Source organism: Haloparvum alkalitolerans (assembly GCF_050122995.1).
Lineage (GTDB): Archaea > Halobacteriota > Halobacteria > Halobacteriales > Haloferacaceae > Haloparvum > Haloparvum alkalitolerans.
On the sequence record NZ_JBNLIA010000003.1, the window covers coordinates 115,177 to 138,885 of the forward strand.

At 71.2% G+C, this 23,709-nt stretch carries 24 protein-coding genes; 6 read left to right on the plus strand and 18 right to left on the minus strand.

Translation table 11 applies throughout. The annotated features are described in order from the left end of the window. Positions 1 to 281: 281 nt before the first annotated feature. The 5 genes from ACQE3L_RS04120 to ACQE3L_RS04140 all read right to left on the minus strand — a co-directional run bounded on the left by ACQE3L_RS04120 (position 282) and on the right by ACQE3L_RS04140 (position 3,272). On the minus strand, positions 282 to 1,103 hold the full coding sequence (locus tag ACQE3L_RS04120; protein WP_426962521.1) for an ABC transporter permease subunit: 822 nt from the start codon (positions 1,101 to 1,103) through the stop codon (positions 282 to 284). Then, positions 1,100 to 2,083, minus strand: coding sequence for an ABC transporter ATP-binding protein (locus ACQE3L_RS04125; protein WP_426962522.1), 984 nt, complete (start codon positions 2,081 to 2,083; stop codon positions 1,100 to 1,102). Before ACQE3L_RS04125 ends, ACQE3L_RS04120 begins: the two co-directional genes overlap by 4 nt. Before the next feature lie 90 nt (positions 2,084 to 2,173). Then, a complete protein-coding gene (locus ACQE3L_RS04130; RefSeq protein ID WP_426962523.1) occupies positions 2,174 to 2,839 on the minus strand; it encodes a translation initiation factor IF-6 in 666 nt (221 codons plus the stop codon). A 1-nt stretch (position 2,840) separates the two neighbouring features. After that, on the minus strand, positions 2,841 to 3,119 hold the full coding sequence (locus ACQE3L_RS04135) for a 50S ribosomal protein L31e (RefSeq protein WP_426962524.1): 279 nt from the start codon (positions 3,117 to 3,119) through the stop codon (positions 2,841 to 2,843). Next, entirely contained in the window at positions 3,120 to 3,272 is a 153-nt protein-coding gene (locus tag ACQE3L_RS04140) for a 50S ribosomal protein L39e (RefSeq protein WP_058367121.1), read from the minus strand. A gap of 542 nt (positions 3,273 to 3,814) precedes the next feature. Between ACQE3L_RS04140 and ACQE3L_RS04145 the strand changes: the two genes are divergently transcribed. Beyond that, positions 3,815 to 4,843 carry a threonine aldolase family protein gene (locus tag ACQE3L_RS04145; protein ID WP_426962525.1) on the plus strand — a complete coding sequence of 343 codons (1,029 nt, stop codon included), beginning with the start codon at positions 3,815 to 3,817 and terminating at the stop codon, positions 4,841 to 4,843. A 9-nt stretch (positions 4,844 to 4,852) separates the two neighbouring features. Here the strand turns inward: ACQE3L_RS04145 and ACQE3L_RS04150 are convergent, their stop codons facing one another. The 3 genes from ACQE3L_RS04150 to ACQE3L_RS04160 form a co-directional block, all read right to left on the minus strand. Beyond that, positions 4,853 to 5,260, minus strand: coding sequence for a DUF6276 family protein (locus tag ACQE3L_RS04150; protein WP_426962526.1), 408 nt, complete (start codon positions 5,258 to 5,260; stop codon positions 4,853 to 4,855). A gap of 115 nt (positions 5,261 to 5,375) precedes the next feature. Beyond that, a complete protein-coding gene (locus ACQE3L_RS04155) occupies positions 5,376 to 6,080 on the minus strand; it encodes a V-type ATP synthase subunit D (protein WP_426962527.1) in 705 nt (234 codons plus the stop codon). A 79-nt stretch (positions 6,081 to 6,159) separates the two neighbouring features. After that, positions 6,160 to 6,474, minus strand: coding sequence for a DUF7536 family protein (locus ACQE3L_RS04160; protein WP_426962528.1), 315 nt, complete (start codon positions 6,472 to 6,474; stop codon positions 6,160 to 6,162). 146 nt (positions 6,475 to 6,620) lie between these two features. Between ACQE3L_RS04160 and ACQE3L_RS04165 the strand changes: the two genes are divergently transcribed. Both ACQE3L_RS04165 and ACQE3L_RS04170 read left to right on the plus strand, forming a co-directional pair. Then, the gene (locus tag ACQE3L_RS04165; protein ID WP_426962529.1) at positions 6,621 to 7,619 is read left to right on the plus strand and encodes a C-terminal binding protein; all 999 of its coding nucleotides are present in this window, start codon (positions 6,621 to 6,623) and stop codon (positions 7,617 to 7,619) included. Next, a complete protein-coding gene (locus tag ACQE3L_RS04170; RefSeq protein WP_426962530.1) occupies positions 7,616 to 8,851 on the plus strand; it encodes a hypothetical protein in 1,236 nt (411 codons plus the stop codon). Before ACQE3L_RS04165 ends, ACQE3L_RS04170 begins: the two co-directional genes overlap by 4 nt. A 580-nt stretch (positions 8,852 to 9,431) precedes the next feature. On the opposite strand, the gene ACQE3L_RS04175 is transcribed toward ACQE3L_RS04170, so the two are convergent. From ACQE3L_RS04175 to ACQE3L_RS04185, 3 genes are all read right to left on the minus strand, one after another. Continuing rightward, positions 9,432 to 10,037 carry an L-threonylcarbamoyladenylate synthase gene (locus ACQE3L_RS04175; RefSeq protein ID WP_426962531.1) on the minus strand — a complete coding sequence of 202 codons (606 nt, stop codon included), beginning with the start codon at positions 10,035 to 10,037 and terminating at the stop codon, positions 9,432 to 9,434. Between the two features lie 74 nt (positions 10,038 to 10,111). After that, entirely contained in the window at positions 10,112 to 10,618 is a 507-nt protein-coding gene (locus ACQE3L_RS04180; RefSeq protein WP_426962532.1) for a redoxin domain-containing protein, read from the minus strand. Further along, positions 10,618 to 10,878: a glutathione S-transferase N-terminal domain-containing protein gene (locus tag ACQE3L_RS04185; protein WP_426962533.1), complete on the minus strand. Its 261-nt coding sequence runs from the start codon at positions 10,876 to 10,878 to the stop codon at positions 10,618 to 10,620. Before ACQE3L_RS04185 ends, ACQE3L_RS04180 begins: the two co-directional genes overlap by 1 nt. 211 nt (positions 10,879 to 11,089) lie before the next feature. On the opposite strand from ACQE3L_RS04185, the gene ACQE3L_RS04190 reads away from it, so the two are divergent. Continuing rightward, positions 11,090 to 12,466, plus strand: a complete 1,377-nt coding sequence (locus tag ACQE3L_RS04190) for a hemolysin family protein (RefSeq protein ID WP_426962534.1) — start codon at positions 11,090 to 11,092, stop codon at positions 12,464 to 12,466. Positions 12,467 to 12,550: 84 nt separating this feature from the next. On the opposite strand, the gene ACQE3L_RS04195 is transcribed toward ACQE3L_RS04190, so the two are convergent. The 5 genes from ACQE3L_RS04195 to ACQE3L_RS04215 all read right to left on the minus strand — a co-directional run bounded on the left by ACQE3L_RS04195 (position 12,551) and on the right by ACQE3L_RS04215 (position 18,364). Continuing rightward, positions 12,551 to 13,759 (minus strand): inorganic phosphate transporter, encoded by a 1,209-nt coding sequence (locus ACQE3L_RS04195; RefSeq protein ID WP_426962535.1) that lies wholly within the window; start codon positions 13,757 to 13,759, stop codon positions 12,551 to 12,553. Then, positions 13,760 to 13,888 carry a DUF7859 family protein gene (locus ACQE3L_RS04200; RefSeq protein ID WP_281176564.1) on the minus strand — a complete coding sequence of 43 codons (129 nt, stop codon included), beginning with the start codon at positions 13,886 to 13,888 and terminating at the stop codon, positions 13,760 to 13,762. A gap of 325 nt (positions 13,889 to 14,213) precedes the next feature. Continuing rightward, positions 14,214 to 14,735: a metallophosphoesterase gene (locus ACQE3L_RS04205; RefSeq protein WP_426962536.1), complete on the minus strand. Its 522-nt coding sequence runs from the start codon at positions 14,733 to 14,735 to the stop codon at positions 14,214 to 14,216. 49 nt (positions 14,736 to 14,784) lie between these two features. Continuing rightward, positions 14,785 to 17,715, minus strand: a complete 2,931-nt coding sequence (locus ACQE3L_RS04210; RefSeq protein ID WP_426962537.1) for a replication factor C small subunit — start codon at positions 17,713 to 17,715, stop codon at positions 14,785 to 14,787. A gap of 103 nt (positions 17,716 to 17,818) precedes the next feature. Beyond that, complete coding sequence (locus ACQE3L_RS04215; RefSeq protein ID WP_426962538.1) at positions 17,819 to 18,364, minus strand: CDP-2,3-bis-(O-geranylgeranyl)-sn-glycerol synthase; 546 nt, start codon at positions 18,362 to 18,364, stop codon at positions 17,819 to 17,821. Between the two features lie 149 nt (positions 18,365 to 18,513). Between ACQE3L_RS04215 and ACQE3L_RS04220 the strand changes: the two genes are divergently transcribed. Both ACQE3L_RS04220 and ACQE3L_RS04225 read left to right on the plus strand, forming a co-directional pair. After that, the gene (locus tag ACQE3L_RS04220; protein WP_426962539.1) at positions 18,514 to 19,353 is read left to right on the plus strand and encodes a proline dehydrogenase family protein; all 840 of its coding nucleotides are present in this window, start codon (positions 18,514 to 18,516) and stop codon (positions 19,351 to 19,353) included. A gap of 83 nt (positions 19,354 to 19,436) precedes the next feature. Beyond that, complete coding sequence (locus ACQE3L_RS04225) at positions 19,437 to 20,060, plus strand: DUF502 domain-containing protein (protein WP_426962540.1); 624 nt, start codon at positions 19,437 to 19,439, stop codon at positions 20,058 to 20,060. Between the two features lie 33 nt (positions 20,061 to 20,093). On the opposite strand, the gene kdgK1 is transcribed toward ACQE3L_RS04225, so the two are convergent. Together kdgK1 and mutL are read right to left on the minus strand one after the other, a co-directional pair. Beyond that, a complete protein-coding gene (kdgK1, locus tag ACQE3L_RS04230; RefSeq protein WP_426962541.1) occupies positions 20,094 to 21,059 on the minus strand; it encodes a bifunctional 2-dehydro-3-deoxygluconokinase/2-dehydro-3-deoxygalactonokinase in 966 nt (321 codons plus the stop codon). Between the two features lie 98 nt (positions 21,060 to 21,157). Further along, complete coding sequence (gene mutL, locus ACQE3L_RS04235; RefSeq protein ID WP_426962542.1) at positions 21,158 to 23,659, minus strand: DNA mismatch repair endonuclease MutL; 2,502 nt, start codon at positions 23,657 to 23,659, stop codon at positions 21,158 to 21,160. Between the last annotated feature and the right edge of the window lie 50 nt (positions 23,660 to 23,709).

The following is a 23,709-nucleotide window of genomic DNA, read 5'->3' on the forward strand; positions in this document are numbered from 1 at the left end:
ATCCGGGCCCCGACGAAGCTAGCACCGCAGTCCCGCGGCGACCTCGTGTCGCCGCGACTGTCTGAGGAGCACAGCGAGGCGCGGCCGGTCGAGCCGGCTGGGGCTTTCGGGGTGTTGCGGTCCAGCACAGCAGGCTCCGCAGCAGAACCAGATCAGCAAACCGCGTGTGGAGAGCCGGCTGGGGCTTTCTGAGAGTAGCCGCCCCGATCAGCCAGATCAACAGCGAAAACGGAACCCGAACCGGCCGATACTGACGGCGAACCGCCGCATGGCTCGACCACTTACCCGGTCAGGTCCGCGCGTTCGAACCGGACCACGGCGAGCGCGACGAGCGCCGCAGAGCCCACCAACAGGATCCCGCCCCCGACCCAGTCGTACTCGGCGTTCACCAGTATCGCCGAGGGGTCGTAGTACGCGGTCGGGCTGATCGCGCCGAGCCGGTCGTACTCCGTCAGCGCCGTCAGCGACTCGAACATGTAGAGGGCGAACACCGTCCCGAGCGCGACGCGTTGGGCGATCCCGGCCCGGTCGAACAGCACCGACGCGAGCACGCCGATCGCGGCGCACGCGAGGTGGTACGGCACCGCCAGCGCGTGGACTGCGAGCAGTCGCTCCGCGGCGATCGTCTCCCCGATCCCGAGCACGCCGAGGTACGCGACGACCGGCAGGACCGCGTTGAGCGCCAGCACGAGCGGGACCAGTCCCAGGAACGCGCCGACGACCACCGAGCGCCGACGGACCGGCGCCGCGAGCGTGAGGTCCATGCGGCGGCTCTCCACGTCGGCCGCGATCGTCTCGCCGCCGAGGTACGCGAGGTAGAGCCCGACGAGGATCACCCATGCGAACTGGTAGAACTCCACCGCGAGGAACCCCTCCACGGTGGCGATAGTAATGATCCCGAACAGCTCCCGGAACGCCGGCGGGAACGCGTCGACGTACGCGTCCATGTCGATGCCCGAGTCCGCGAACGCGGGGAAGAACGCGAGGAAGACGACGACGAAAGCCGACAGCAGCCCCGTCAGCACCGCGGTCCCGCGCCGTCGGCCGGCCGCCTCGTAGCGGGCGATCGCCAGCCACGCCGGTGGACGGTCGGCCGGACTCACGCCTCGACCCCCGCCGAGTCCCCCGATCCGGTCCCTGCCGATTCCTCGTCCGCCTCGCCGTCGGGCTCGCCGTAGAACCGGAGAAAGACGTCCTCGAGCGGCGCGTCGCGCACGTCGAGGTTCGCGATCGGGCGCTCGGCCAGCCACGCGACGAGGTCGTCGTAGGCGCCGGTGTAGGTGAACGAGACCGGCGTCGGGGTCCCCTCGCCGACGCGCACGTCGTGGGTGCCGGCCAGTCGCTCGAGCGAGTCCTCAACGCGGCCCTCGGTCCGTTCCCCCGCCCGCGGACCTGCCCCCGAGACCGCCACGCGAACGCGCTTGCCGGCGCGCTCGAGCAGGTCGTCGACGCGTTCGACGGTCGCCAACCGTCCGTTCCTGACGATCCCCACGCGGTCACAGAGGGTCTGCACCTCGCTCAGGACGTGCGAGGAGAGGAACGCGGTCGCGCCGTCCGCGACCGCCTCCTCGACGAGCGCGTTGAACTCCTCCTGCAGGAGGGGGTCGAGCCCCGCGGTCGGCTCGTCGAGTACCAACAGCTCCGGGTCGTGCATGAACGCGGAGACGAGCGCGACCTTCTGTCGGTTGCCCCGGGAGAGGTCGCCGATGCGGCGCTCCGCCGGAAGGCCGAACCGGTCCACGAGCTCTCGCCGCCGCGTTTCCCCCTTCAGGTCCGCCTGCAAGTCGAGGTACGCGGCGCCGGTCCGGTCCGGATCGAGGCCCGGATCGCTCGGCAGGTAGCCGATCCGCCGACGCGCCTCCAGGAACTCCGCCTCGTCCGTCGGGTCGCGACCCAGCACGCGGACCGACCCGCCGGTCGGGGAGAGAAAGCCCATGCACGTCCGGATCGTCGTCGTCTTGCCGGCGCCGTTCGGGCCGAGGAACCCGAACACCTCCCCCTCCTCGACGGTGAGGGAGACGTTCTCTATCCCCCGCACGTCGCCGTAGTACTTCGTCAGCGCCTCCAGTTCGAGGGCGGCCATGGCTCGGACTCCGCGTGGGGAGGAGTAAAAGGTACTGCGGAGCGGGACGGAGCTGACCGACGGAAGGGGGTCCGCGCGGCGGCCGTCGGCTCAGTCGATGAAGCCCAGCGTGTCGTCGATGCGGCCGAGCTCCGGGCCGGTGGTGTCCTGCCCGACGACGTACCCGTCGTCGTTGGCGATCAGCCCCGATCCGACGAGCGGGCCGCCGTAGTTGATCGTACCGAGGTCGGCGTACACGTCGAGGTGCTCCTCGACCGTCTGCAGCTGGTCCTCGGTGGACTTTGGGTGACAGAGCACCCCTTCGTTGTTCGCGACCGCGGCGGTGCCGACGGTGTGGACGTCCGCCAGCGAGCCGCGCTCGACGGGGACGCCGAGCGCGTCGCGGACGGTCGTCACGGCCTCGCGGTCGAGGTCGGGGTGGACGTACGCGCCGTAGTCGTTGGCGAGCACCACGTTCCCCGCGGCGTTGATCTTGCCCGGGAGTTCGTGGACCTCGGCGTCGGCCGCGTCGGCGATGCGGTCGACCTCGCGAGCCGTCGCGCGCTCGGAGACCAGCACGCCGTTCTCGTTGCCGACCGCGAGCGCGCCGACGGTGTTGGAGCCGCCGACGGTCGTGGGGACGACAGTCGCGTCGAGCTCCTCGCCGAGGTCCGCCTGCAGCGACTCGTCGATGTCCGGGCGGACGAGCAGCGTGTCGTCCGCGACGCGCGCGAACACGCCGACGTACGCCGACCCGGCGAAGGACGCCCGTAACACGCTACTCCGCGGTCTCGGCTTCGACGACCGATTCGCCGTCCTCGACGAAGCGGGCCGCGCGGACGCGGAGCTTGCTCGGCGGGTTCGTGCGCCCGTTCGCCCAGACGGTCTCGTTGACCGAGGCGTCCAGCGTGACGGCGTCCTCCTCGACGGAGAAGTGCTGCGCGAGGTGTTCGCGCACGATCTTCATCGCGTAGTCGGCGCGCTCCTGCTTCGGCTTGTCGTTGGCGTCGCGGAGCGGGATCGTGACGACGCGCTCCTCGAAATCGTTCGTGCTCATTTACTCGTCCAGGTCGTTGCGTCGCCAGTTGCGCCGCTTGGGGTTACGGGTGACGTTCATGTCGGTCTTCATCATGACCCACGTGGGGACGCGCGTGTTCTGGCGTTCCTTCTTCGCCAGCCGCTTCTTCTTGGCCTTCGACTTCTTGCCCATAGTGGGGCAATCTTTCGACGGCGCACATAAAACCCCTTCCATACGAGCCGCGGCCGCGGGAGCGTGTCACCGCCTCTCGTGGCGGTTTTCGTCCGGTCGACCGCCTTCGTAAGCCTTCGTGACCGGCCACGATCGACGGTTGGGTTCGCTGCTGCAGGTGGCTGGTAGAGGTCGCTGTCGCGAGTGGCTGTAGCGGTGCTGTGCGGTCGGCGCGCGCGAGCAACGCGCGCGAGGGAGCCCGCAGCCGCGGTCGCGCTGCGGTGTGGTGCGGTCGCGCGACCGCGACTGCGGCGAGGTTGGGGAGGCGTGAGGCTGTGGTGCGGTCGCGGTGCAGAGCGGTGCGGGGCGGGACTGAAAGGGGCAGCCGGCTGGGGCTTTCTGAATGTTGCTGTCCAGATCAGCAGAATCTGCAGCAGAACCACATCAGCAACCGCGTATGGAGGGCCGGTTGGGACGTTCTGGACGCTCCTGTGTCTCGCTCGCGCACCCAGTGCGGCCGGTTCCACGCGAGTTATCCGGACGGACGCCAACGGGGAGGTGAGATGGACCTCGACATCGACCTGCGGTCGGACACGGTCACGAAGCCCTCGGACGCGATGCGGGAGGCCGCCGCGAACGCCGAGGTGGGCGACGACGTCTACCGCGACGACCCCGCCGTCAACGAGCTGGAGCGCCGCGCCGCGGAGGCGGTCGGCATGGAGGACGCGCTGTACGTCCCCTCGGGAACGATGGGCAACCAGATCGCCGTCCGCGTCCACACCGAGCGGGGGAACGAGCTCCTGCTGGACGCGGAGGCGCACATCTACCGGTGGGAGCTCGCGGGCGTCGCGCAGCTCTCCGAACTCCAGACCCGCACCGTCGAGACGGGCGAGCGCGGCGTCCCGACCGCGGAGCAGGTCCGGTCGGGGCTCGTGGACGAGGACCTCCACCGCCCCGGCACGGGCCTCCTCGCGCTGGAGAACACCCACAACTACCGCGGCGGCACGGCGATCCCGAAGGCCCGGATCGACGAGGCGGCCGAAGCGGCCCACGAGGCGGGCGTGCCGGTCCACGTCGACGGCGCGCGGCTGTTCAACGCCGCCGTCGCGCTCGACACCCCCGCGTCCGAACTTGTCGTGGACGTCGACTCCGTCATGTTCTGTCTCTCGAAGGGGCTCGGCGCGCCCGTCGGCTCGATCCTCGCGGGCTCGGAGGCGTTCGTCGAGGAGGCCCGCCGCGTCCGCAAACTGCTGGGCGGCGGGATGCGGCAGGCCGGCATGATCGCCGCGCCCGGACTGCTCGCGCTGGACAACGTCGACCGCCTCGCGGAGGACCACGCCAACGCCGCCCGCCTCGCCGCGGGCCTCGACGCGCTTCCGGGCCTCGCGGCCGACGACCCGGACACGAACATCGTCGTCGTGGACACCAGCGAGGCCGGCGTCCCCGCCGACGAGTTCGTCCCGGCCTGCAAGGAGCGCGGCGTCGGCGCGGTCGCGTTCGACGACTACGTCGTCCGGTTCACCACGAACCTCGGCGTCGACGCCGACGACGTGGACGAGGCGATCGACCGCGTCGCCGAGATCGTGGCGTAGGCCGCTACCCTACTCGTACAGCAGGCTCTCGGCCTGCTCGACGCGCCGCGATACGTCGAAGGCCGCCCGTTCCGGGTCGGCGCCCGCGGCCAGCCGGTCGAGCGCCAGCAGCACGTCGGCGCCGCGCCCCTCGGCGTGGTCGAGTAGCGCCTCGACGCTTCCCCGCTCCAGCGCCAGCGAGCCCAACTTTCCGACCGCGAGCGCGAACGCCGCCCCGGCCTCGCCCGTCGGGAAGCCGTCGGCGACGCGGTCGAACGCGGCGTCGTCCGGCGCCGGCGCGTCATCCGCGTCGACGGCGCGCACGCGGAGGCATCCGGGACAGAGCGCCGCCGCGTCGGCCCCCTCGGGCGCGTGCTCGCGGAGCGCGGGCGGGACGGCGAAGCGGACGCGGTCGGCACCGCAGTCGGGACAGGACATGGCCCGGTGTCGGGGCGGCCGGGAGAAAAACCGGACGGTGGTCGTCACAGAGGACAGAAAATTTGGAGTGACAGAAAACGCGGAGCGACAGAAAACGCGAGACGACGTGCGCGCGTCAGTCGGCCGCTTCGACGTCCGTCTCCGCGGCGGCCTCGGCCGCCTCGGCGGCTGCCTGCTCCTCTTCCTCCTTTTCGGCCTCCTCCTTTTTCGCCTTGATCTTCTTCATGCGGAAGATCTCCTCGCGCTCCTGCTCCTCGAGTTTCTGCTCGATGTACTCCTGGTTCTCGTAGAGGTTGGGCAGGAGGGTGAACTCCAGCGCGTTGACGCGGCGCTTGGTGGTCTCGATCTCCGTCAGCATCTTTTTCATCGCGGTCTCGACCTCGGCCGCGAGGATGATCGTCTCCAGCAGCTCCTCGTAGGCGTCGGCCGCCTCGTCGATGCGGGCCGAGGAGCCGAGCAGACCGTAGCCGCGCTCGTCGAGCGACTTCTTCACCTTCGAGGACTCGATCTGCGGGACCACGACGCCCATGATGTTCTTCGACTGGGTCGTGATCTCGGGGTGCTCCTTCAGCGCCGCGGCCGCGCCGCGGACAGCCACGTCGCCCTCCATCGCGCGGGCCATGTCGATCTTGCGCTGGGCGGTCTCGTAGTCGGACGAGAGGTCGGAGCGGACGTCCTGCGCCTGGTCGAGGATGTCCATGAACTCCATGATGAGGCCGTCGCGCTTCTGTTCGAGGGTGTCGTGCCCCCGCTCGGAGAGCTCGATGCGATCCTCGATCGCCATGAGGTTCTTCCGAGTGGGTTTGACGTCCTTGGCCATCTCTTGTCGAAGCGTTGCCCCCGTAGGAGGTTAATAGTTGTCTGTTCGGTCCGTCCGGCGGCGACCATGCGGGCGACGGTCAGTTACGGCGTCCGTCCTCCGCGACCGCCGATCGCGTCCGCGAGACCGCGGTCGCGACCGTCAGCGCGGCCGTCACGAGCAGACCGACCGCGATGGCGAGCACGAACGCCAGAAGCAGGAACCACCCCTCCGGGCCGAGCACCGGGTACTCGCGGGTCCCGCCGGCCGGTCCCCACAGTTCGAGCACGCGGAACAGGTAGGCCGTCACCGCCACCAGCACACCGACGCCGATGCCGACCGCCGCGTTGCGGCGCACGCGGAACTCCTCGAACAGGGCGATAAGCGGCGGGCGACCGGGTCGATCCTCGCTCACGCGCGACGGTACGGCCGGGGCGCTCAAAACGGCGTCGGGTCCGACCGGTCGCGGCGGCGAAGCGCGGCCGAGAGCGCCTCGGAGCTCGTCGCCGGCGGACGATCAGTAGCGACAGCGCTCAAGTGGAGGGCGGTCGAAGCCCGGGTATGACACGCGTCGTCCTCCCGGACTACCCGATGGTCGATCCGTCGATCCACCGCGAGGTGCTCCGCGACCGCCTCGACGAGCCGGTAACGGTGAGCGTCGCCGACCTCGGCTCCGCGGATCGGCTGGTCGAGGCCGCGGCCGGGAACGGGGACGAGGAGCCCGCGACCGTCGTCGTCACCGACGTGGGGACGCCGGTTCCCGAGAGGGCCCTGGCGGCGATGACCCCGTCGCTGCAGGGGGTCGTCCGTTCCGCGGTCGGCGTGAGCAACGTCGACGTGGCGGCGGCCGCCGAGCGCGGCGTCGCCGTCGCGAACGTCCCCGGCTACGCCGACGACGAGGTCGCGAGTCACGCGGTCTCGCTGCTTCTGTCGGGGGTTCGGAGCTTACAGCCGTACGACGAGGCGGTCGCGGCCGGCTCCTGGGACTGGCGCGACGGCGCCCCCATCGGCCGCCTGTCCGAGGCGACCGTCGGCCTCGTCTCGTTCGGCCCCATCGCGCGCCGGTTCGCAGCCCAGGTCGCCGGGTTCGACGCGGAGCTTTTGGCGTACGACCCGTACGTCGACGCCGAGGAGATGGCGGCTCACGGCGTCGAGAAGGTCGGCTTCGATGCGCTGTTCGACCGCGCCGACCACGTCTCGGTCCACACCCCCCTGACCGAGGAGACGCGGGGGCTCGTCGACGCCGACGCGCTCGCTCGCCTCCACGAGGGGTCGGTCCTCGTCAACACGGGCCGCGGCCCGGTCGTCGACGAGGGGGCCCTGCTGGCGGCGCTGGAGGAGGACGCGATCAAGGCGGCCGGGCTCGACGTGCTGGCCGAGGAACCGCCCGACGACGACCCGCTCGTTGGGCGGCCGGATACGGTCGTCACCCCGCACGCCGCGTGGTACAGCGAGGACGCCCGCGAGGAGGTGAATCGCCGCGCCGCGGCCGACGCGGCTGCGATGATCGCCGGCGGGGAGCCCGAGGGGCGCGTGGATCCGGAGGCCGCGTGGCTGTGAGCGACGACGCGGCGGTTCCGCGGGACGGTAAGGCGACCCGGGGCGGCAAGGCGATCCGAGACGGTGGCGGTCGGCTCGATCCCGACCGCGTCTACGGCGCGCTCGCCGACCGGCTGCGCGGGGACCCCCTCTCGGCGGACGTGGTGGCGTTCCCCGACGGCTCGATCGACTACCGGTGCCGCGCCGAGGTGGGCGCCGGCGGCCGTTCCCCCTCGCGCCGGGAGCTCGGAGAGGGGATCGCCTCGGGCGAGCGGAAGTCGCTCCGGCTCGTGCCCGAGCGGGGCGAGCCCGGGGGACAGGCGGTGAACCTCGCGCGAGGCGCGCACGCGCTCGGCGCGGACGTGGCGCTGTTCGGCCACCTCGACCACGAGGCCATGTCCGCGCTCCCCTTCCGGACGCACTCGATGGGCGAGCCCGCGTCGGTGCGGATCGTGGACTTCGACGACGGGGCGGTGATGCTCGCGGAGGAGTCGGCCGACATCAGGACGTGGGGGTTCGACGACCTGCTCGCGGCGGCCCCCTCCCGGGAGGCCGCGGTCGGCGCGCTGGCCGGCGCCGACGCCGTGGCGTGCTGTAACTGGGTGTCGTTCCCCGACATGCCGGCGGCGCTCCGGACGCTCGCCGAGCGCGTCGGGGAGCGGCGGGCGACCGGCCCGCCTGGCGGGGACGACGACCGGCCCGTCTTCGTTCTCGACCCGGGCGACGTGGTCGGGAGCGACGACGGCGCGATCGCCGAGTTGCTGTCGGTGCTCGGCGCGCTGAGCGACGCCTACGACGTGGTCCTGAACGCGAACCGCCGGGAGGTGCGGGCGGTCGCGGCGGCGGTCGGGATAAACGGCGCCGACGAGGGGGCGCCGCCGGACCCGGAGGCGCCGGCCGACCCCGCGGCCGACGACCGGCGGATCGCGGCGCTCCGGGAGGCGGCCGGGATCGCAGGCGTCGTGATGCACGCGCGGCCGCGAGCGGCGATGGCCACGCCGGATGGCGTGCTCGCGCTGCGGAACCTCGACGTGGGCGAGCCGCGGCGCTGGACGGGCGGCGGCGACCGCTTCGGCGCGGGGCTGGCGACCGCGCTCGGCGCCGGGTGGCGCCCGGAACTCGCGCTGGCGCTCGGCAACGCCGCCGCGTCCAGACACGTCGCGGAGACGGGGATCGGCGGCCCAGAGGCGCTCGCGGCGTTCGTCACGGACCCCGAGTATCGCTCCGATCGAACGCCGGGGGCGGACGGATGAACGACGGAACGGACTGATCGACCGTCGCGGCTCCCCCTTCGTGGTCACTGGTCACGGCACGCCAGTGCTGGTGCTGTCGGCGCGCGCGAGCAACGCGCGCGAGGGAGGCGGCAGCGCGGCCGCACTGCGGGGCGTTGCGGTTCGCGGCCGCGCCGCCGCCGAGGCTGGGGAGGTGCGAGGCTGCTGTGCGGTTGCGGAGCGGTGCGGTGGCGGTGCTGTGTGGGGTGGGACTGAAAGGGGCTGCCGGCTCGATCCGGCCCCGGCGCCTCAAGCACCGCAGCGAGCTGTGCGGAGAGCGAGGAGCGCAGAGCGTGTCGCGGTCGGTCGAGCCGGCTGGGGCTTTCTGGGTGGTACTGTCCAGCACAGCAGGATCGACAACAGACACAGAAAAACCGCCGTATAGAGAGCCGGCTGGGGCTCTCTGGGTGGTACTGTCCGGCACAGCAGGAGCAGCAACGGAACGATTGCTGTCCGAGGGACCCGGCTGGAACTTTCGCTCCGATTCACGTCCGCCCGATCGGTCCGTGCTCGTCGCCGACCACCGGGTACAGACGGCTTCGAAACGCCGCTGGAGCCAACCTCACTCCGCAGCGTGCTCGGCCAGCCACGTCTCGATGGCGTCCGCGTTCGCGCCGCGGCGGTGGACCGTCCCCGACCCGGGGTCGACCACCGTGCTCTCGGCGCCGCCGGTCTCGCCGCCGTCGAGCACGACCGCGGCCCCCTCGCGGATCCTGTCCGAGAGCGACGCGACGCGCCGGACGCTCCCCGTGCCGGAGACGTTCGCGCTGGTGGCGGTGACGGGCGAGTCGGCGCGCTCCAGCAGGCCGAGCGCGACCGGGTGGTCCGGGACGCGGACGCCGACGCGGTCGCGGCCCGCGGTGAGCGCGTCCGGCACCGCGGCGTCGCGCTCCACGACGACGGTGACCGGCCCGGGCAGGAACGCGCGCATAAATGCCTCCTCGCGCTCGGTGGGGCGCGTGTGGTCGAGCGCGGCGTCGACGCTCGGGACGCCCAGCGAGAGGGGGTTGTCGCGGTCCCGGCCCTTCAACTCGAAGACGCGCTCGACGGCCGCGGGATCGAGCGCGTTCGCTCCCAGTCCGTAGACGGTCTCCGTCGGATAAACGACCGCCTCGCCGTCGGCTATCGCCGCGGCGGCGCGGTCGAGGTCCTCGTCGGTGACGCTCATCGAACGAGGGTGAGCCGGCGGCGCGCAAAAGGGTGACGGGGTCGTTTCGCTCCCGGAGCGCACGAACGCCGCACCTACAGGTCGTCCAGCGCGTCCTCGACGGCGTCGTAGTCGGGGAAGTCGGGCTGGGTCTCGGCGACCCACGCGTACTGCACCTCGCGGTCGCCGTCGATCAGGAAGACGGCGGGCCGGGCGTCGACGATCCCGGTCATCCCGTCGAGGTCGTTCTCGATCCCGTACTCGGCGACCACGTCCGCGGCCGGGTCCGAGAACAGGCGGGCGTCGACGCCCCGCTCCGCGAGCAGCGTCTTGTGCTCGTACGGCGAGGAAATGGAGAGGCCGACGACCTGCACCGCGTCGGTCCAGCCGCGGTCGCGGACCTCGTTCCAGACGTACGTCGCCTGGAAGGCGCCGTCCATCGGGTAGGCGACCAGCAGGACCGGCCCCTCGTCGGTCAGCTCGGAGAGCGAACGGTCCTCCCAGAACTCCTCGCCGACGAGCGGGCGCGTGAAGTCCGGGGCCGTCTCGCCCGCGGCGACGTGGTCCGTCTCGGGCAGGTCGACCACCTCGAAGTCGACCATCAGGCACCCCCCTCCCCGTAGGTCGCCTCGAGGTACTCGACGATGTTCGCGCTCTCGGACATCGTGACGCCCGTTCGCTCGTCGACGATGGCGGGGACGCTCCGCTTCCCGGAGACCCGCTTGACGACGTTCCGCTCGGAGTGCATCGGCTCGATGAACCGGGAGTGGTAGTCGAGTCCCAGCTCGTCGAGCGTCCGCACCACGCGCTCGCAGTAGGGACACGCCTGTAGTCGGTACAGGGTGATGTCTGAATCGGCCATATCCCGCTTTGGAACGCCGCAAGGGTAACCGTGTCGGCGGTCGTCCGGGTTGCCGGTGTCGGAAGCCGAACCGACCGGATCGGCTCGCTGACACGCCCGGCCGGTCGTCACGGCGCGAGAGTCGATGCGGGCGTTCAGACCGGCGCGAGAGCCGGCGAAGTCGGGTCGGAGGGGAACCCTTTAATTGCCGCCCGACGCACCTCAAGTGAGAATGGGCTTGTCGCCGACCACGCTTACGTTCACCGTCCTCCAGCTACCGGCGGTCGATCGGACGACGAAGACGGTACTGGGAGCGGTCGCCATCCTCGTCCTGGTGGGGCTGTCCGCGTTCTTCTCCTCCTCGGAGATCGCGCTGTTCTCCCTTCAGAAGCACCGTGTGGAGTCGATGGTCGACGAGGGGATCCCGAACGCGGAGATCATCGACGACCTGAAGTCGAACCCCCACCGCCTGCTGGTGACGATCCTCGTCGGCAACAACATCGTCAACGTGGCGATGTCCTCCATCGCGACCGCGCTGTTCGCGCTGTACCTCTCGCAGGGACAGGCCGTCTTCGCGGCGACGTTCGGCATCACGACGCTCGTGCTGCTGTTCGGCGAGAGCGCGCCGAAGTCGTACGCGGTCGAGAACACCGAGTCGTGGTCGCTGCGCGTGTCGCGGCCGCTGAAGTACGCCGAGTACACGCTGATGCCGCTCGTCGTCCTCTTCGACTACCTCACCCGGCTCGTCAACCGAATCACCGGCGGCGGCACCGCCATCGAGTCCACCTACGTCACCCGCGAGGAGATCCAGAACATCATCGAGACGGGCGAGCAGGAAGGCGTCATCGAGGAGGACGAACGCGAGATGCTCGACCGCATCTTCCGGTTCAACAACACCATCGCCAAGGAGGTGATGACCCCCCGGCTCGACGTGACCGCGGTCCCCAAGACCGCCAGCGTCGAGGAGGCGATCCAGACCTGCGTCCAGTCCGACCACGAGCGCACGCCCGTCTACGACGGCAACCTCGACAACATCGTCGGCGTCGTCAACGTCCGCGACCTCGTGCGCGAACTGCGCTACTCGGAGGGCGAACCCTCGCTCGAACGCGTGGTCAAGCCCACCCTGCACGTCCCGGAGTCGAAGAACGCCGACGAACTGCTCCAGGAGATGCAGGACAACCGGCTCCAGATGGTGATCGTCATCGACGAGTTCGGCACCACCGAGGGGATCATCACGCTCGAGGACATGGTCGAGGAGATCGTCGGCGACATCCTGGAGGGCGACGAGCCCGAGCCGGTGGAGTTCCTCGACGACAACACCGCGGTCGTGCAGGGCGAGGTGAACATCGACGAGGTCAACGAGTTCCTGAACATCGACCTCCCGGAGGGACAGGAGTTCGAGACGCTCGCCGGCTTCGTGTTCAACCGCGCCGGCCGCCTCGTCGAGGAGGGCGAGGAGATCGAGTACGACGGCGTGAAGATCCGTATCGACCAAGTCGACAACACCCGGATCATGCGCGCTCGCGTCACCGTCACGGAGGAGTACGGACGCGAGGAGGAGACCGAGGAGCCCGACGAGGAGAACGAACCGCTCGACACCGAGGAGTGATCGGGACGCGTCGGCTCCGAATCCTCCCTTGACGGCCGATCCGGGAGTCCACCCTTGACGGCCGCCCCGAGGTCGCGGCCCGTCTCAGCCGATCAGCGCCGTCACGCCCCAGTAGACCGAGAAGCCGAGCGCCAGCGCCAGCACCAGCGACCCGATCCACGCGAGCACGGTGTAGAGCATCTTCTTCCGGCTGACGCCCGCGTCGCCCGCCGCGAAGCCGGAGCCGACGATGGCGGAGACGATGATCTCGTTGAACGAGACGGGGATGCCGAACGCGACCGCCGTCTGGGCGATGGCGAAGGAGGGGATCAGCGCGGCGATGGACCGGCGCGGCCCCATCGAGGCGTAGTCCTGCGAGATGGCCTTGATCATCCGGGGCGCGCCGGTCCACGACCCCGCGAGCAGGCCGACGCCGCCGCCGACCAGCACCGCCCACAGCGGGACGGCCGCCCCATCGAGCAGGGGGACGAGGGGGCCGATGGCGAGACCGACCTGCGAGCCGCCGGCCGAGAAGGCGACCAGGCCGCCGAGCGCCAGGAGGAAGCGCCGCTGAGCGCCCGCGCGGTCGCGACCGAGGTCGGCGAACACGGCCGCGGCGACCAGCGCGGCGACCGCCGCCGACACCGCGACCGCACCGACGGTGAACGCCCCGACTACGGGGAGGTCGACGGACCCCGGAGCGAGCCCGTCGCCCAGCGTCCCGGCCAGCGAGCCCGCCTCCCCGTCGGGACCCAGCGCCGCGAACCCGACGTTGGCGACGATGACGCCGACCGCACCGGCCAGCACCGCGGTGAGCTCGCGCTCCGGGAACCGGTCACCGATCAACGCGCGGGCGGTGAGGAACGCGACGCCGCCGCCGAGGAACGGCGTCAGCACCCACAGCGTGAGGATCTCGCCGTACTTCGCCCACGCCGGGTCGCCGCCCATCGCCATTCCGACGCCGACGACGGCGCCGGTGACGGTGAACGCGGTCGCGATCGGATAGCCGGCGAAGACGCCGACCGCGACGAGTGTGGCGGCCGTCACGAGCGCGACGATGGCCGCGCCCGCGGTGAGCGTGACGCCGCCGATGAGTTCGGTTCCGACCGCCTCGGTGACGTTGGCGCCCTGCAGCACCGCGCCGAAGAAGCCGAGGACGCCGACGACGAGGCCGGCCCGCATCACCGAGATGGCGTTGGCGCCGACCGCGGGCGCGAACGGGGTCGACCCCGAGGAGCCGGCGCCGATCGACCACGCCATGAAGAGGCTGGCCGCCCCCGCCACGAGGAAGGTGACCGCGGTTTCGAGCGCCATCTACCGTTTCCCGTCCTCGTAGCCTTCCCGGAGCCCCAGCACCGTCCGCCGGACGAGGAGGTATCCGAAGAGGAAGAATCCGACGAGCACGGCGATCAGGCCGAGGTAGATGGGGTCCTGCAACGGCATACGCCGCGGTAACCGGGGCACCGGGTTAGGCGTTTCGGCGAGCCGCGACGAACGGCGGCGCCGTCCGGTTGCTAAAACGGCCGTTTGTGCTTAGACCACCTATATACTGTCAACCGGTCTAGTGGAGGATGCGGCATCGGTGTCGGCTCGCCCACCGCCGACCCGACCGCGAGACCGTCCGGCCGCTGCCAGCACCGTCACCCACGTTGCGACGCCCCCCACGTCGCGTCCCCACCGCCGGACGGCCTGTTTCGCCCGCTTCGGCCCTCCACTCGCCGACGCCGTGGACAGTCCACCGGTGCCGGTGTCTTCTTCCGACCCCGCGTCAGTCGGAGCGTCGCGGCTCGACCCGGAATCGCTCGAACGTCTCGCCGCCCGGTGTCACGAGCCGCCCGTCGAGCCCGTCGCCGTCGGGGACGAGTTCGGCGTGTGCCGCCCTGTTCCCGCGCGGCTGTGCGTGGCTGCCGGGGTTGAGGAGCGTGACCGCGCCGGTCGCGTCGACGGTGGGTCTGTGGCTGTGCCCGAACACGACCGCGTCCGCGTCGCGCTCGCGCCCGAACAGCGCCAGCGCGGTCGCCCCGCCGCGGCGCGTGTGCGTCACCGCGAACCGGACGCCCGCGTACTCGACGACGCGCTCGGCCGGGAGGCGGTCGCGGACCGCGGCCGTCGCGTTGTTGCCGGTCACCGCACGGAGCGTGTCGGCCGCCTCGTAGAAGGCGTCGAGCGCCGATTCGGTGTAGAAGTCGCCGGCGTGGACCACGAGGTCGGCCTCGCGGACCGCCTCCAGCGTCCGCCCGGTCAGCCGATGGCCCTCCTCGCTGTGGGTGTCCGAGACGACCGTGAGCATGGCACGGGGTTCGCGGCCGCCGACAAAAAGCCCGTCCGTCGCGGGCGGCCTACGCCTCGACCGCCAGCGACGCCAGCAGCGACTCGAGTTGGACCTGCTCGTTGGCGCCCTCCGAGATCCGGTAGTCGGCCTCGCCGACGCGCTCCATCAGTCGCACCGCCTCGCGCTCCGAGAGGTCGAACTCCCAGACGGAGCGGTGGAGCTGGTCGATCACGTCGCCGCCCGCCATCCCCGTCTCGGTCAGGAGGGTGTCCAGCGTCGCGCGCGCCTTCGAGAAGTCGCCGTTCAGCGCGTCCCGCACCATCGACTCGATCTCCTCGGGCCGGGCGGTCGCGGTGATCGCGTACACCGCCTCCTCGTCGACGACCTCGCCCGTGGTCGCGGCCGCCTGCAGGGAGTTGATCGCCCGGCGCATGTCGCCGTTGGCGGCGTACACGAGGGCGTCGACGCCCTCCTCGGTCACCTCGATACCCTCGTTCGCGGCGATCTCGCGGACCTGCGCGGCGACCGCCTCGTCCGACAGCGGCGAGAAGCGGAAGACGGCACACCGCGACTGGATGGGGTCGATGATCTTCGAGGAGTAGTTACACGAGAGGATGAACCGCGTGTTGTCGGAGAACTGCTCCATCGTCCGGCGGAGCGCCGACTGGGCGTCATCGGTGAGAGAGTCGGCTTCATCAAGGAATATTATCCGGTGGTCGTGTCCCCCGAACGACGACCGCGCGAAGCTCTTGATCCGGTCGCGGACCACGTCGATCCCGCGCTGGTCCGAGGCGTTCAGCTCCAGGAAGTTGCCGCGCCAGTCGTCCTCGCCGTACACCTCGCGGGCGATGGCCGTGGCTGCGGTCGTGTTGTGCATCACGGTCGGGACGCGTCCGGCGACGTAGTTCCGGGTGCCGGGCATCGTCAAGTCGTACACGCGCTCGTCGGCTTCGACGCGCTCTACTGACTCGACGCAGTCGTAGTAGAGGTCGTTGTCCGCGAGGCGGTTCGCCTTATCGACCTGCTCGATGGCGTCGAGCGACAACCGTCGGTTCGCGAGCGAACGGAGACGCTCCGCAACGGAGACGAACCGCGTCAGCGACCGAACCTCGGAGTCGTCGGAGCGGAGGAGGTTCGTGAGGTCGGCGGTCGTCAACTCGAGGTCCTCGACGATCTCGGCATAGCTGACCCCGAGCAGGTCGATGGAATCCCGGAGACCCTCCTTGACACGGTCGAGCCGCGCCCCCTCGACCGGCCGTCCGATCCGGTCGAGGATGGTGAGCGCCCTGTCGGCCCGAGGAGTTCGTCGGCCGTCGCTGTACTCGAGGAGTCTGTCGGCTCGCGCGCCGACGGCTTCCGAGACCTCGTGGCGCGTCTCGATGGGCGCCAGTTCGGCGCGGCCGTCGACCCACGCCGCCGGAACGCTCGCGGTCGCTTCGATCTCCGGCTGGATCTCGTCGAGGCGTTCGAGCGCGCGTTGAGCGTCATCCATCCGCTCCAGCGCGGCGCCGACGGCGCTGTCGAGCGCGGCGCAGTACGCCTCTCGACCCGGCGAATCGGGATCGAGCGACTTCGGGAGATGCTCGGTGACCGGAACGTCGAACCGGTTACAGAGGTCACGGAGGACCGTCTGCGTCGGGATCGTGTCGAAGTTCGGGTTCGACTCCTTGGCGGCGTGGCGCGCCAGTTCGTCGGCCTTGTAGTCGACGGAGAACCCGATCTCCTCGCGGAACCTGCTGAGTGCGCTCGCGCCGGAGAGGTAGAGCACGCGGTACGTGCGTTCCGTTTCGCTCCCGTTGGTCGCGGACTTCGTGAGGTCCTTCTGTCGAGACGGAATGCCGAACGTGGAGAGCAGATACGCCAGCAGGGTCACGTGGTCCTCGTTCTTCTGGGTGAGTTCGACGGTTCCCTGTGCCCCGACGTGTGCCTCGGCGTCGAACATCGCGCGAACGAACGCCGCTCGCGACTCCGCGTCCGCTCGGAGGATGGCGGAGCCGATTCCCCCCTTGCGGCTCGCTCCTGCAAACACGTCGAACACGGACTCCAGATAGTGCGTCAGCGTGCGTGACCCGATCCGAACGAAGGGCACGTCCTGCTGAACGCCGCGCGTCGTCTCCACGTCGAAGCAGTCGTGTGCGGCGTCCTCGAACGCGTCGAGGAGCTTCTCGTCGGTGTTGTAGAACTTGATCCTTCCTCCCTCGATCCGAGCCTCGCTCACAGCCAGTCCCACGAAGCGAGCCACCTCCGGCGTGACCGCCGGCGGCGGCGTGATGCTCCGGGACCTGTGGCCGTGGACGTTCACGTACTCGATCCGGGCCACGTCCTCCGGGTCGATCGGTCGGTCGGCCACCGCGAGTCGGGCGAGCGTGACGGGAGCGTCGACCCCGAAGTCGGCGGCCGCGTCGTCGGTCAGCGTCACCTCCGTCCGCTCCGGATCCATCGCCTCCATCCACGGAAGTTCGGCGGGTCCGTCGGGTGTCGGGACGCGGCGGGGCCGCGCGATCCGCTCCCCGTTGGAGAGGTCACGCGCGGGGATCCAGTCGAACCCCTCGCCATCGACTACTCGGAGCTTATGCTCGGGCGTGACGCGGAAGCTCCCGCCGTCGCGCGTCTCGATCTCGACGAGTTCGTCGGCCTCCTTGCCGAAGACGTGCGAGGGGGACCCGTACTCGACGGAGCCGTCGTCGGCCAGCGTCGCGACCGATAGCTCCGGGTCAGCGTCGGCGAACCCCTCGGTCTCGCCGGCCACGTCCTCGATGCGTTCAAGCCCTGCATCGGTAAGAACCGGCGTATCTCCCGTTACACACTTCCCGACCCCGGCCGGCCCCGCGAAGAGCAGGTGCGGGATGTCCTCCTGGTCGATGTAGCTCTGCAGGCGCTCGACGATCTCCTCCTGTCCGTGGATGTCGTCGAGGGTCTGCGGGCGGTACTTCTCGATCCAGATCTCCCGGCCGGTCGCGGCCGCCGCGTCGTCCTCGTCGCCCTCGGCCTCGCTCATGGTCGGTTGAGGGAACGGTGGGGACATAAACGGTCCGAGACGGCGCCCGCGCGGTCGGGGGTGAGCGCGTCCGCGGGGTCCGTCGCGCGAGGACTGGGCCGGCTCACCAGGGTTCGTTCTTGACGCCGATCTTGAACGCGATCACGTTCGTCGTGATGTGGAGCAGCGGGGTGATCAGCAGGACGGCGGCGATCACGCGCGGCGTGAACGTCGCGAGGAACCACGCGGGGTCGGCGACGAGCGCGCAGGCCATCGCGCCGACGACGAAGTCGAGCTGGTCGAGGCCGGGGAACGCGGCGCCGCGCTCGCGGCCGGAGCGGCGCTTGAGGAACGAGGCGCCGATGTCGCCGAGCATGGCGCCGAACGCGAGCGCGAACCCCGCCGCGAGCGAGAACGTCGGGAGCGCTTCGATACCGGTCGCGGCGACGACGGGGTCGCGGACCGCGTTGAGCGCGAGCGCGAGCAGCGTGCCCGCGAGCGTCCCCACGGCGGTGCCGCGCCACGTCTTGCCGTCGCCGAGCAGGCGGGCGCCGTTCCACGTCCGGCCGGCGTCGATGGGACGACCCCCGCCCGCGAGGACGGCGACGTTGTTCGGCACGTAGGCTGGCAGCATCGCCCAGAAGGCGGTGGCGACGAGGGAGACGACCATACCGGGACCGCACGCCCGGCGGCCGTATATAGCGTGTGGAAGGACGGCTACGGGAGGGTGGAAGCGACGGCCGGCCGCGGGAGGGTGCGGACGCCGCTCCGCCGGCGCGGACGGCAACCCTGATTACGCGCCGGCAAAAATTTCGGACCATGATCCCGCCGATCGCGAGCCGGTTCGTCGCGGGCGAGACGCCGGCGGCCGCGCTCGACCACGCGCGCGAGCGCAACGACGAGGGCGTGAAGGTGATCTTGAACCTGCTCGGGGAACACTACGACGACCCGGAGCCGGCCCGCGAGGACGCGGCCGCCTACCGCCATCTGATCGACGACATCGCCGACACGGAGCTGGACGCCTGCGTCTCGGTGAAGCCCTCCCAGATCGGGCTGGACGTCTCCGCGGACCTGTTCGCGGAGCTGTTCCGGGATGTCGTCGGGTACGCCCACGAGCGCGACGTGTTCGTCTGGTGCGACATGGAGGACGCGGACACGACCGACGCGACGCTGGACGCGTTCGTGGACGTGGCGACGGACAACCCGTGGAGCGTCGGGCAGTGCCTCCAGTCGAACCTCAAGCGCACCCGCGAGGACCTCGAGCGCGTCGTCGAGGTGCCGGGGAAGGTTCGGATCGTGAAGGGGGCCTACGACGAGCCCTCGGAGATCGCCTACACGGAAAAGGCGCGCGTCAACGAGGCGTACCGGGGCGACATCGAGTACCTGTTCAAGCACCGCGACCGCGGCGTCGCGGTGGGGAGCCACGACCCGGAGATGGTCTCGCTGGCGCGGCGGCTCGGCGAGGAGCACGGCACCGACTACGAGATACAGATGCTGATGGGCGTCCGCGACGACGCCCAGCGCGACCTCGCGGCGCAGGGCGTCGAGGTGTGGCAGTACGCGCCCTACGGCGACAAGTGGCTCTCCTACTTCTACCGGCGCGTCCGCGAGCGGAAGGAGAACCTGCTGTTCGCGGCGCGGGCGGTGCTGGGGCGGTGAGGGTCGGCCCGTGCGGTCGGCGACGCGCGCAAGACACGTGTAGAAGCGCTGATAAGGGACCGTCGCGCATACCTACCACGTAGATGTCCACGTGGAAACGCGACTTCGCGAGCGGGCTCATCGTCCTCGTGCCGCTCATCGTCCTCCTGTTGCTGGTGCAGTGGATCTACCGGCACATCGTGGCGCTCCCGTTCATCGGTGAACTGGAGCCGGGGTGGCTCCCAACCGGGGTCGAACCCGTCTATCGCGTCGTCATCGCGATCGTGGTGTTCACGACGCTCGTGCTCGCGGTCGGCTACTTCATGCGGACGACCATGGGCCGCGTCGCGGAGACCAAACTCGACGACACGATCAACCGGCTCCCCGCGCTCCGCGTGGTGTACAACGCCTCCAAACTCGCCGTCGAGACCGCCCTCTCGGGCACCGACGAACTGCAGACGCCGGTCCACCTCGAGACGTGGAACGGCATCCGCATGACGGCGTTCAAAACGGGCAAGAAGACGACCGACGGCAAGCTCGTGCTGTTCATGCCGACCGCGCCGAACATCACCTCCGGCTACGTGATCGAGGTCGAACCGGAGCGCGTCACGGAGACCAACGAGAGCGTCGAGGAGGCGATGACCCGAATTCTCTCGGCCGGGTTCGCGGAGTCGGCCCACCAGATCCCCGTCGAGGAGGAAGGCAGAAACACCGCGGACCGGGACTGACGGGAGGCCGCGGAGCGGGTCGCGACGCTTCCGCTACCGGTCGATGCCGCCCTCGCCGCCGATGACGCGCTCGACCTCCGCGGGCGTGACGACGGCCAGGTCGCCGTCGACCGTCCGCTTGAGCGCGGCGGTCGCAGCAGCGTACTCCAGCGCGTCGGCCACGTCGCCGCCGTCGAGCCGGTGGGCGAGGAACCCGGCCACGAAGGCGTCGCCGGTGCCGATGGCGTCGAACGTGTCGGCCTCGAAGACGCCCTGCTCGCGGACCGACCCGTCCGCCAGCGCGAGCGCGCCCTCCGATCCGCGAGTGACGACGACGGTCTCGAAGCCGAAGTCCGTCGCCAGTCCGTGGGCGATGTCGACCGCGTCGCCCTCGCGGTCGAGCACGCGCCGCGCGTCGCGGACGGGGACGAACAGCGTGTCCACGTCGGGGAACAGGGACTCGTAGGCGTTCCGGGCCTCCTCGGGCGTCCAGAGCTTCGCCCGGTAGTTCAGGTCGAACGACCGCGTCACGTCGTGCTCGCCGGCGGCCTCCAGCAGCGACGCTGTCGTCTCGGCCGCCTCGGCCGAGAGCGCGGGCGTGATCCCCGTAGTGTGGAACCGGTCGGCCGACTCGAAGACGCCGGTCGGCAGTTCCGCGGCGGAGACGTCGGTGATCGCGGCGTCCGCGCGGTCGTAGATCACGTTCGTCCCACGCGGCTCGCCGCCGTGTTCGAGGTAGTAGGTCCCGACGCGGGTCCCCTCGGGGTCGGCCCACGAGACGCCCGTGCGGACGCCGTGGCTGCGGAGTTCGCTCACGATCCGGCGGCCGAGCGGCGAGTCGGGGAGCCGCGAGAGCCACGCGGCGTCCGCGCCGAGGCGCGCCGCGCCGACCGCGACGTTGCTCTCGGCGCCGCCCGCCTGCACGCCGAGCTCGCGGGTCGTCTCCAGCCGCTCACCGCGAGGGGGCGACAGCCGCAGCATCGTCTCGCCGAACGTTACGAGGTCGGTCACGCGTACCACTCCATACCGGGCGCTCGGCTGGGGGCTACATAAGCGGGGGCGATCCGAGCGACCGGTCGGGTCGGCTTGTCGACCCGCCACCCGTTCCGCGATGTCCTCTACTCCGCGCGGCGTCCGGCGTGGCCGGGGTAGTCGCGCTCGAAGCGGTCCTCGATGTCCGCGCGGTCGAACGCGATGACGACCGGGCGGCCGTGCGGGCAGGCGTAGGGGTTCTCGCAGCCGTCCAGCGCCGCGAGCAGGTCGACCACGGAGCCCTCGGTCAGCGAGGTGTTGCCCGTCACGGAGGGGTAGCAGGCGAGGTCCGCCAGCAGTTCGTCGACCACGTCCGCGACCGGTTCGTCGCCGTCGGCGGCGTCGCTCACCAGGGAGCCGAGCACGTCGCGCACGAGGCCGGGGTCCAGCGTCGCGTCGAACACCGCCGGGACCGCCGACACCGCCACGGCGCGCTCGCCGTCCCGTTCCGCCTCGAAGCCGATCTCGGCGAGGTCGTCGGCGAACTCCGCGAACAGCGCCGCCTCGCGGGCGGTAAGCTCCACTCGCACCGGCTCCGCGAGCGCCTGCGCGGCCGCGCCGTCCGCGAACTCGCGCTGGAGCCGTTCGTAGTTGACGCGCTCGTCGGCCGCGTGCTGGTCGATCAGCACCAGCCCGTCCGGCGCCTCCGCGACGACGTAGGTGTCGTGGAGTTGGCCGAGCACGCGCAGCGACGGGAGGCGCTCGTACTCGCGCTCCGCGGTCGCCTCGTCGCCCCCGAGCGTGCGCTGGCTCCCGGCGTCGGTCACGCGCCGCGACGGGGCGCCCCGAGAGCCGGACGAGCCGGCGGTTCCGGCGTCCGATCCGGGGCGAGAATCGCCGCCGACAGAAGGACTCCCCGCCTCGTCGCCGACAGAAGGACGCCCGGGGTCTGCGTCCGCCCCGGTGTCCGCCTCGGCGTTCGTCTCGGCGTCCGTCTCGGCGTTCGCCCCGGTGTCCGTCTCGGCGTTCGTCCCGGTGTCCGTCCCGGCATCCGCGTCCGACTGCCACGCCCGCGGCGAGGGCCTGTCGCGGTCCGTCCGGGTCGCGTTGTGATCCGGGAGTCCGCCGCCGCTCCCGTCGTCCGAGGCCGCGTCCTCCGCGGACCCCGCAGCCTCGGAGCCGTCGCCGAGCCCCTCGACGGTCCACGCGTCGGCATCCTCGGGGTCGAGCTCCGTCGCCGCGTCGGCGGTCTCGGCCCCGTTTCTGTCCGCGGTCGTGTCCGCGTTTCCGTCGGCGACCGCGTCCGCGGTCCCGCCCGCACTTCCGTCCTCTGTTCCGTCCGCATTTCCCTCTCCGGTCGCGTCGCCGCTCCGCTCCCCCACGCCGGCCGCGCGCTCGTGGTCGGTGCCGGCGCCGCCGACCGCCTCCGCGTCGGCGGACTCGGGGGAGACGCGCGCCTCGTCGGGGGCCGAGCGCCCGCGGGGCGCGGTCGAGCGGATCAGGCCGTGGTCCAGCAGGGCGTCCTCGACCGCCTCCTCGACCGCCGCGACGACGGCGGCCTCCTCGTCGAAGCGCACCTCCATCTTCCGCGGGTGGACGTTCACGTCGACCGCGTCGGTCGGCACCTCCACGAAGAGGACCGCGAAGGGATAGCGGTCGGGCGCGAGCTGGCCGCCGTAGGCCGCCACGACCGCGTTTCTGAGCCCCCCGGCGGTGACGTAGCGGTCGTTGACGAACGTCGCGAGGTACTCCCGACCCGCGCGGGTCGTCTCGGGATGGGAGACGAGGCCGTGGACGCGCTCGACGGGGGCGTCGGCCTCGTCCCGCTCTCCCTCGGCGTCGGCTCCCGCTCCGTCCCCCTCCCCCGGCGTCCACTCGACGTCGACCATCGCCTCCGCGACCTCGCGGCCGTAGACCGCGAGGACGGCCGAGCGGAGGTCGCCGTTCCCCTCGGTCGCGAACACCTCGCGGCCGTCGTGCTCCAGCGAGACCGCCACGTCGGGGTTCGCGAGCGCGTACTGCGTGACCACGGTGTTGACGTGGTCGAACTCGGTCGCGGTCGTCTTCAGGAACTTCCGGCGGGCGGGCGTGTTGTAGAAGGGGTCCGCGACCTCGACCGTCGTCCCCGTCGGACAGCCCGCCGGTTTGACCTCGCCCACGTCGCCGCCCTCGACGGTGATCTCCGCGCCCGCGCCGGCCGCGTCCCGGGGGCGCGAGCGGAGGGTAAGTCGGGAGACCGCGCCGACGGTGTACAGCGCCTCGCCGCGGAAGCCGAGGGTGCCGACGCCGGCGTCGAGGTCCGCGGCGCCGTCGATCTTCGAGGTGGCGTGCTCCGCGACCGCGGCCGCCAACTGGTCGCGGGGGATGCCGACGCCGTCGTCGCGCACGCGGATCGACTCCGTGCCGCCCGCCTCGACGGCGACCGAGACGCGGTCCGCGTCCGCGTCGAGGCTGTTCTCGACCAGCTCCTTCACCACCGAGGCGGGGCGCTCCACGACCTCGCCGGCCGCGATGCGCTGGACCGCCCGCTCGTCGAGGTGGCGGATCGTCGGGGTGGGGTCGGCGGTCGCGTCCGCCGCGCCGGCGTCCGCCGTCTCGCCGTCCCGCGTCGGGTCCCCGCCGTCCCCGTCCTCGCCCGTGTCGCTCATTACCCCGTGGTGGGCGCGTGCGGTACTTGAAGCCGTTGTCCGGGGCGGCC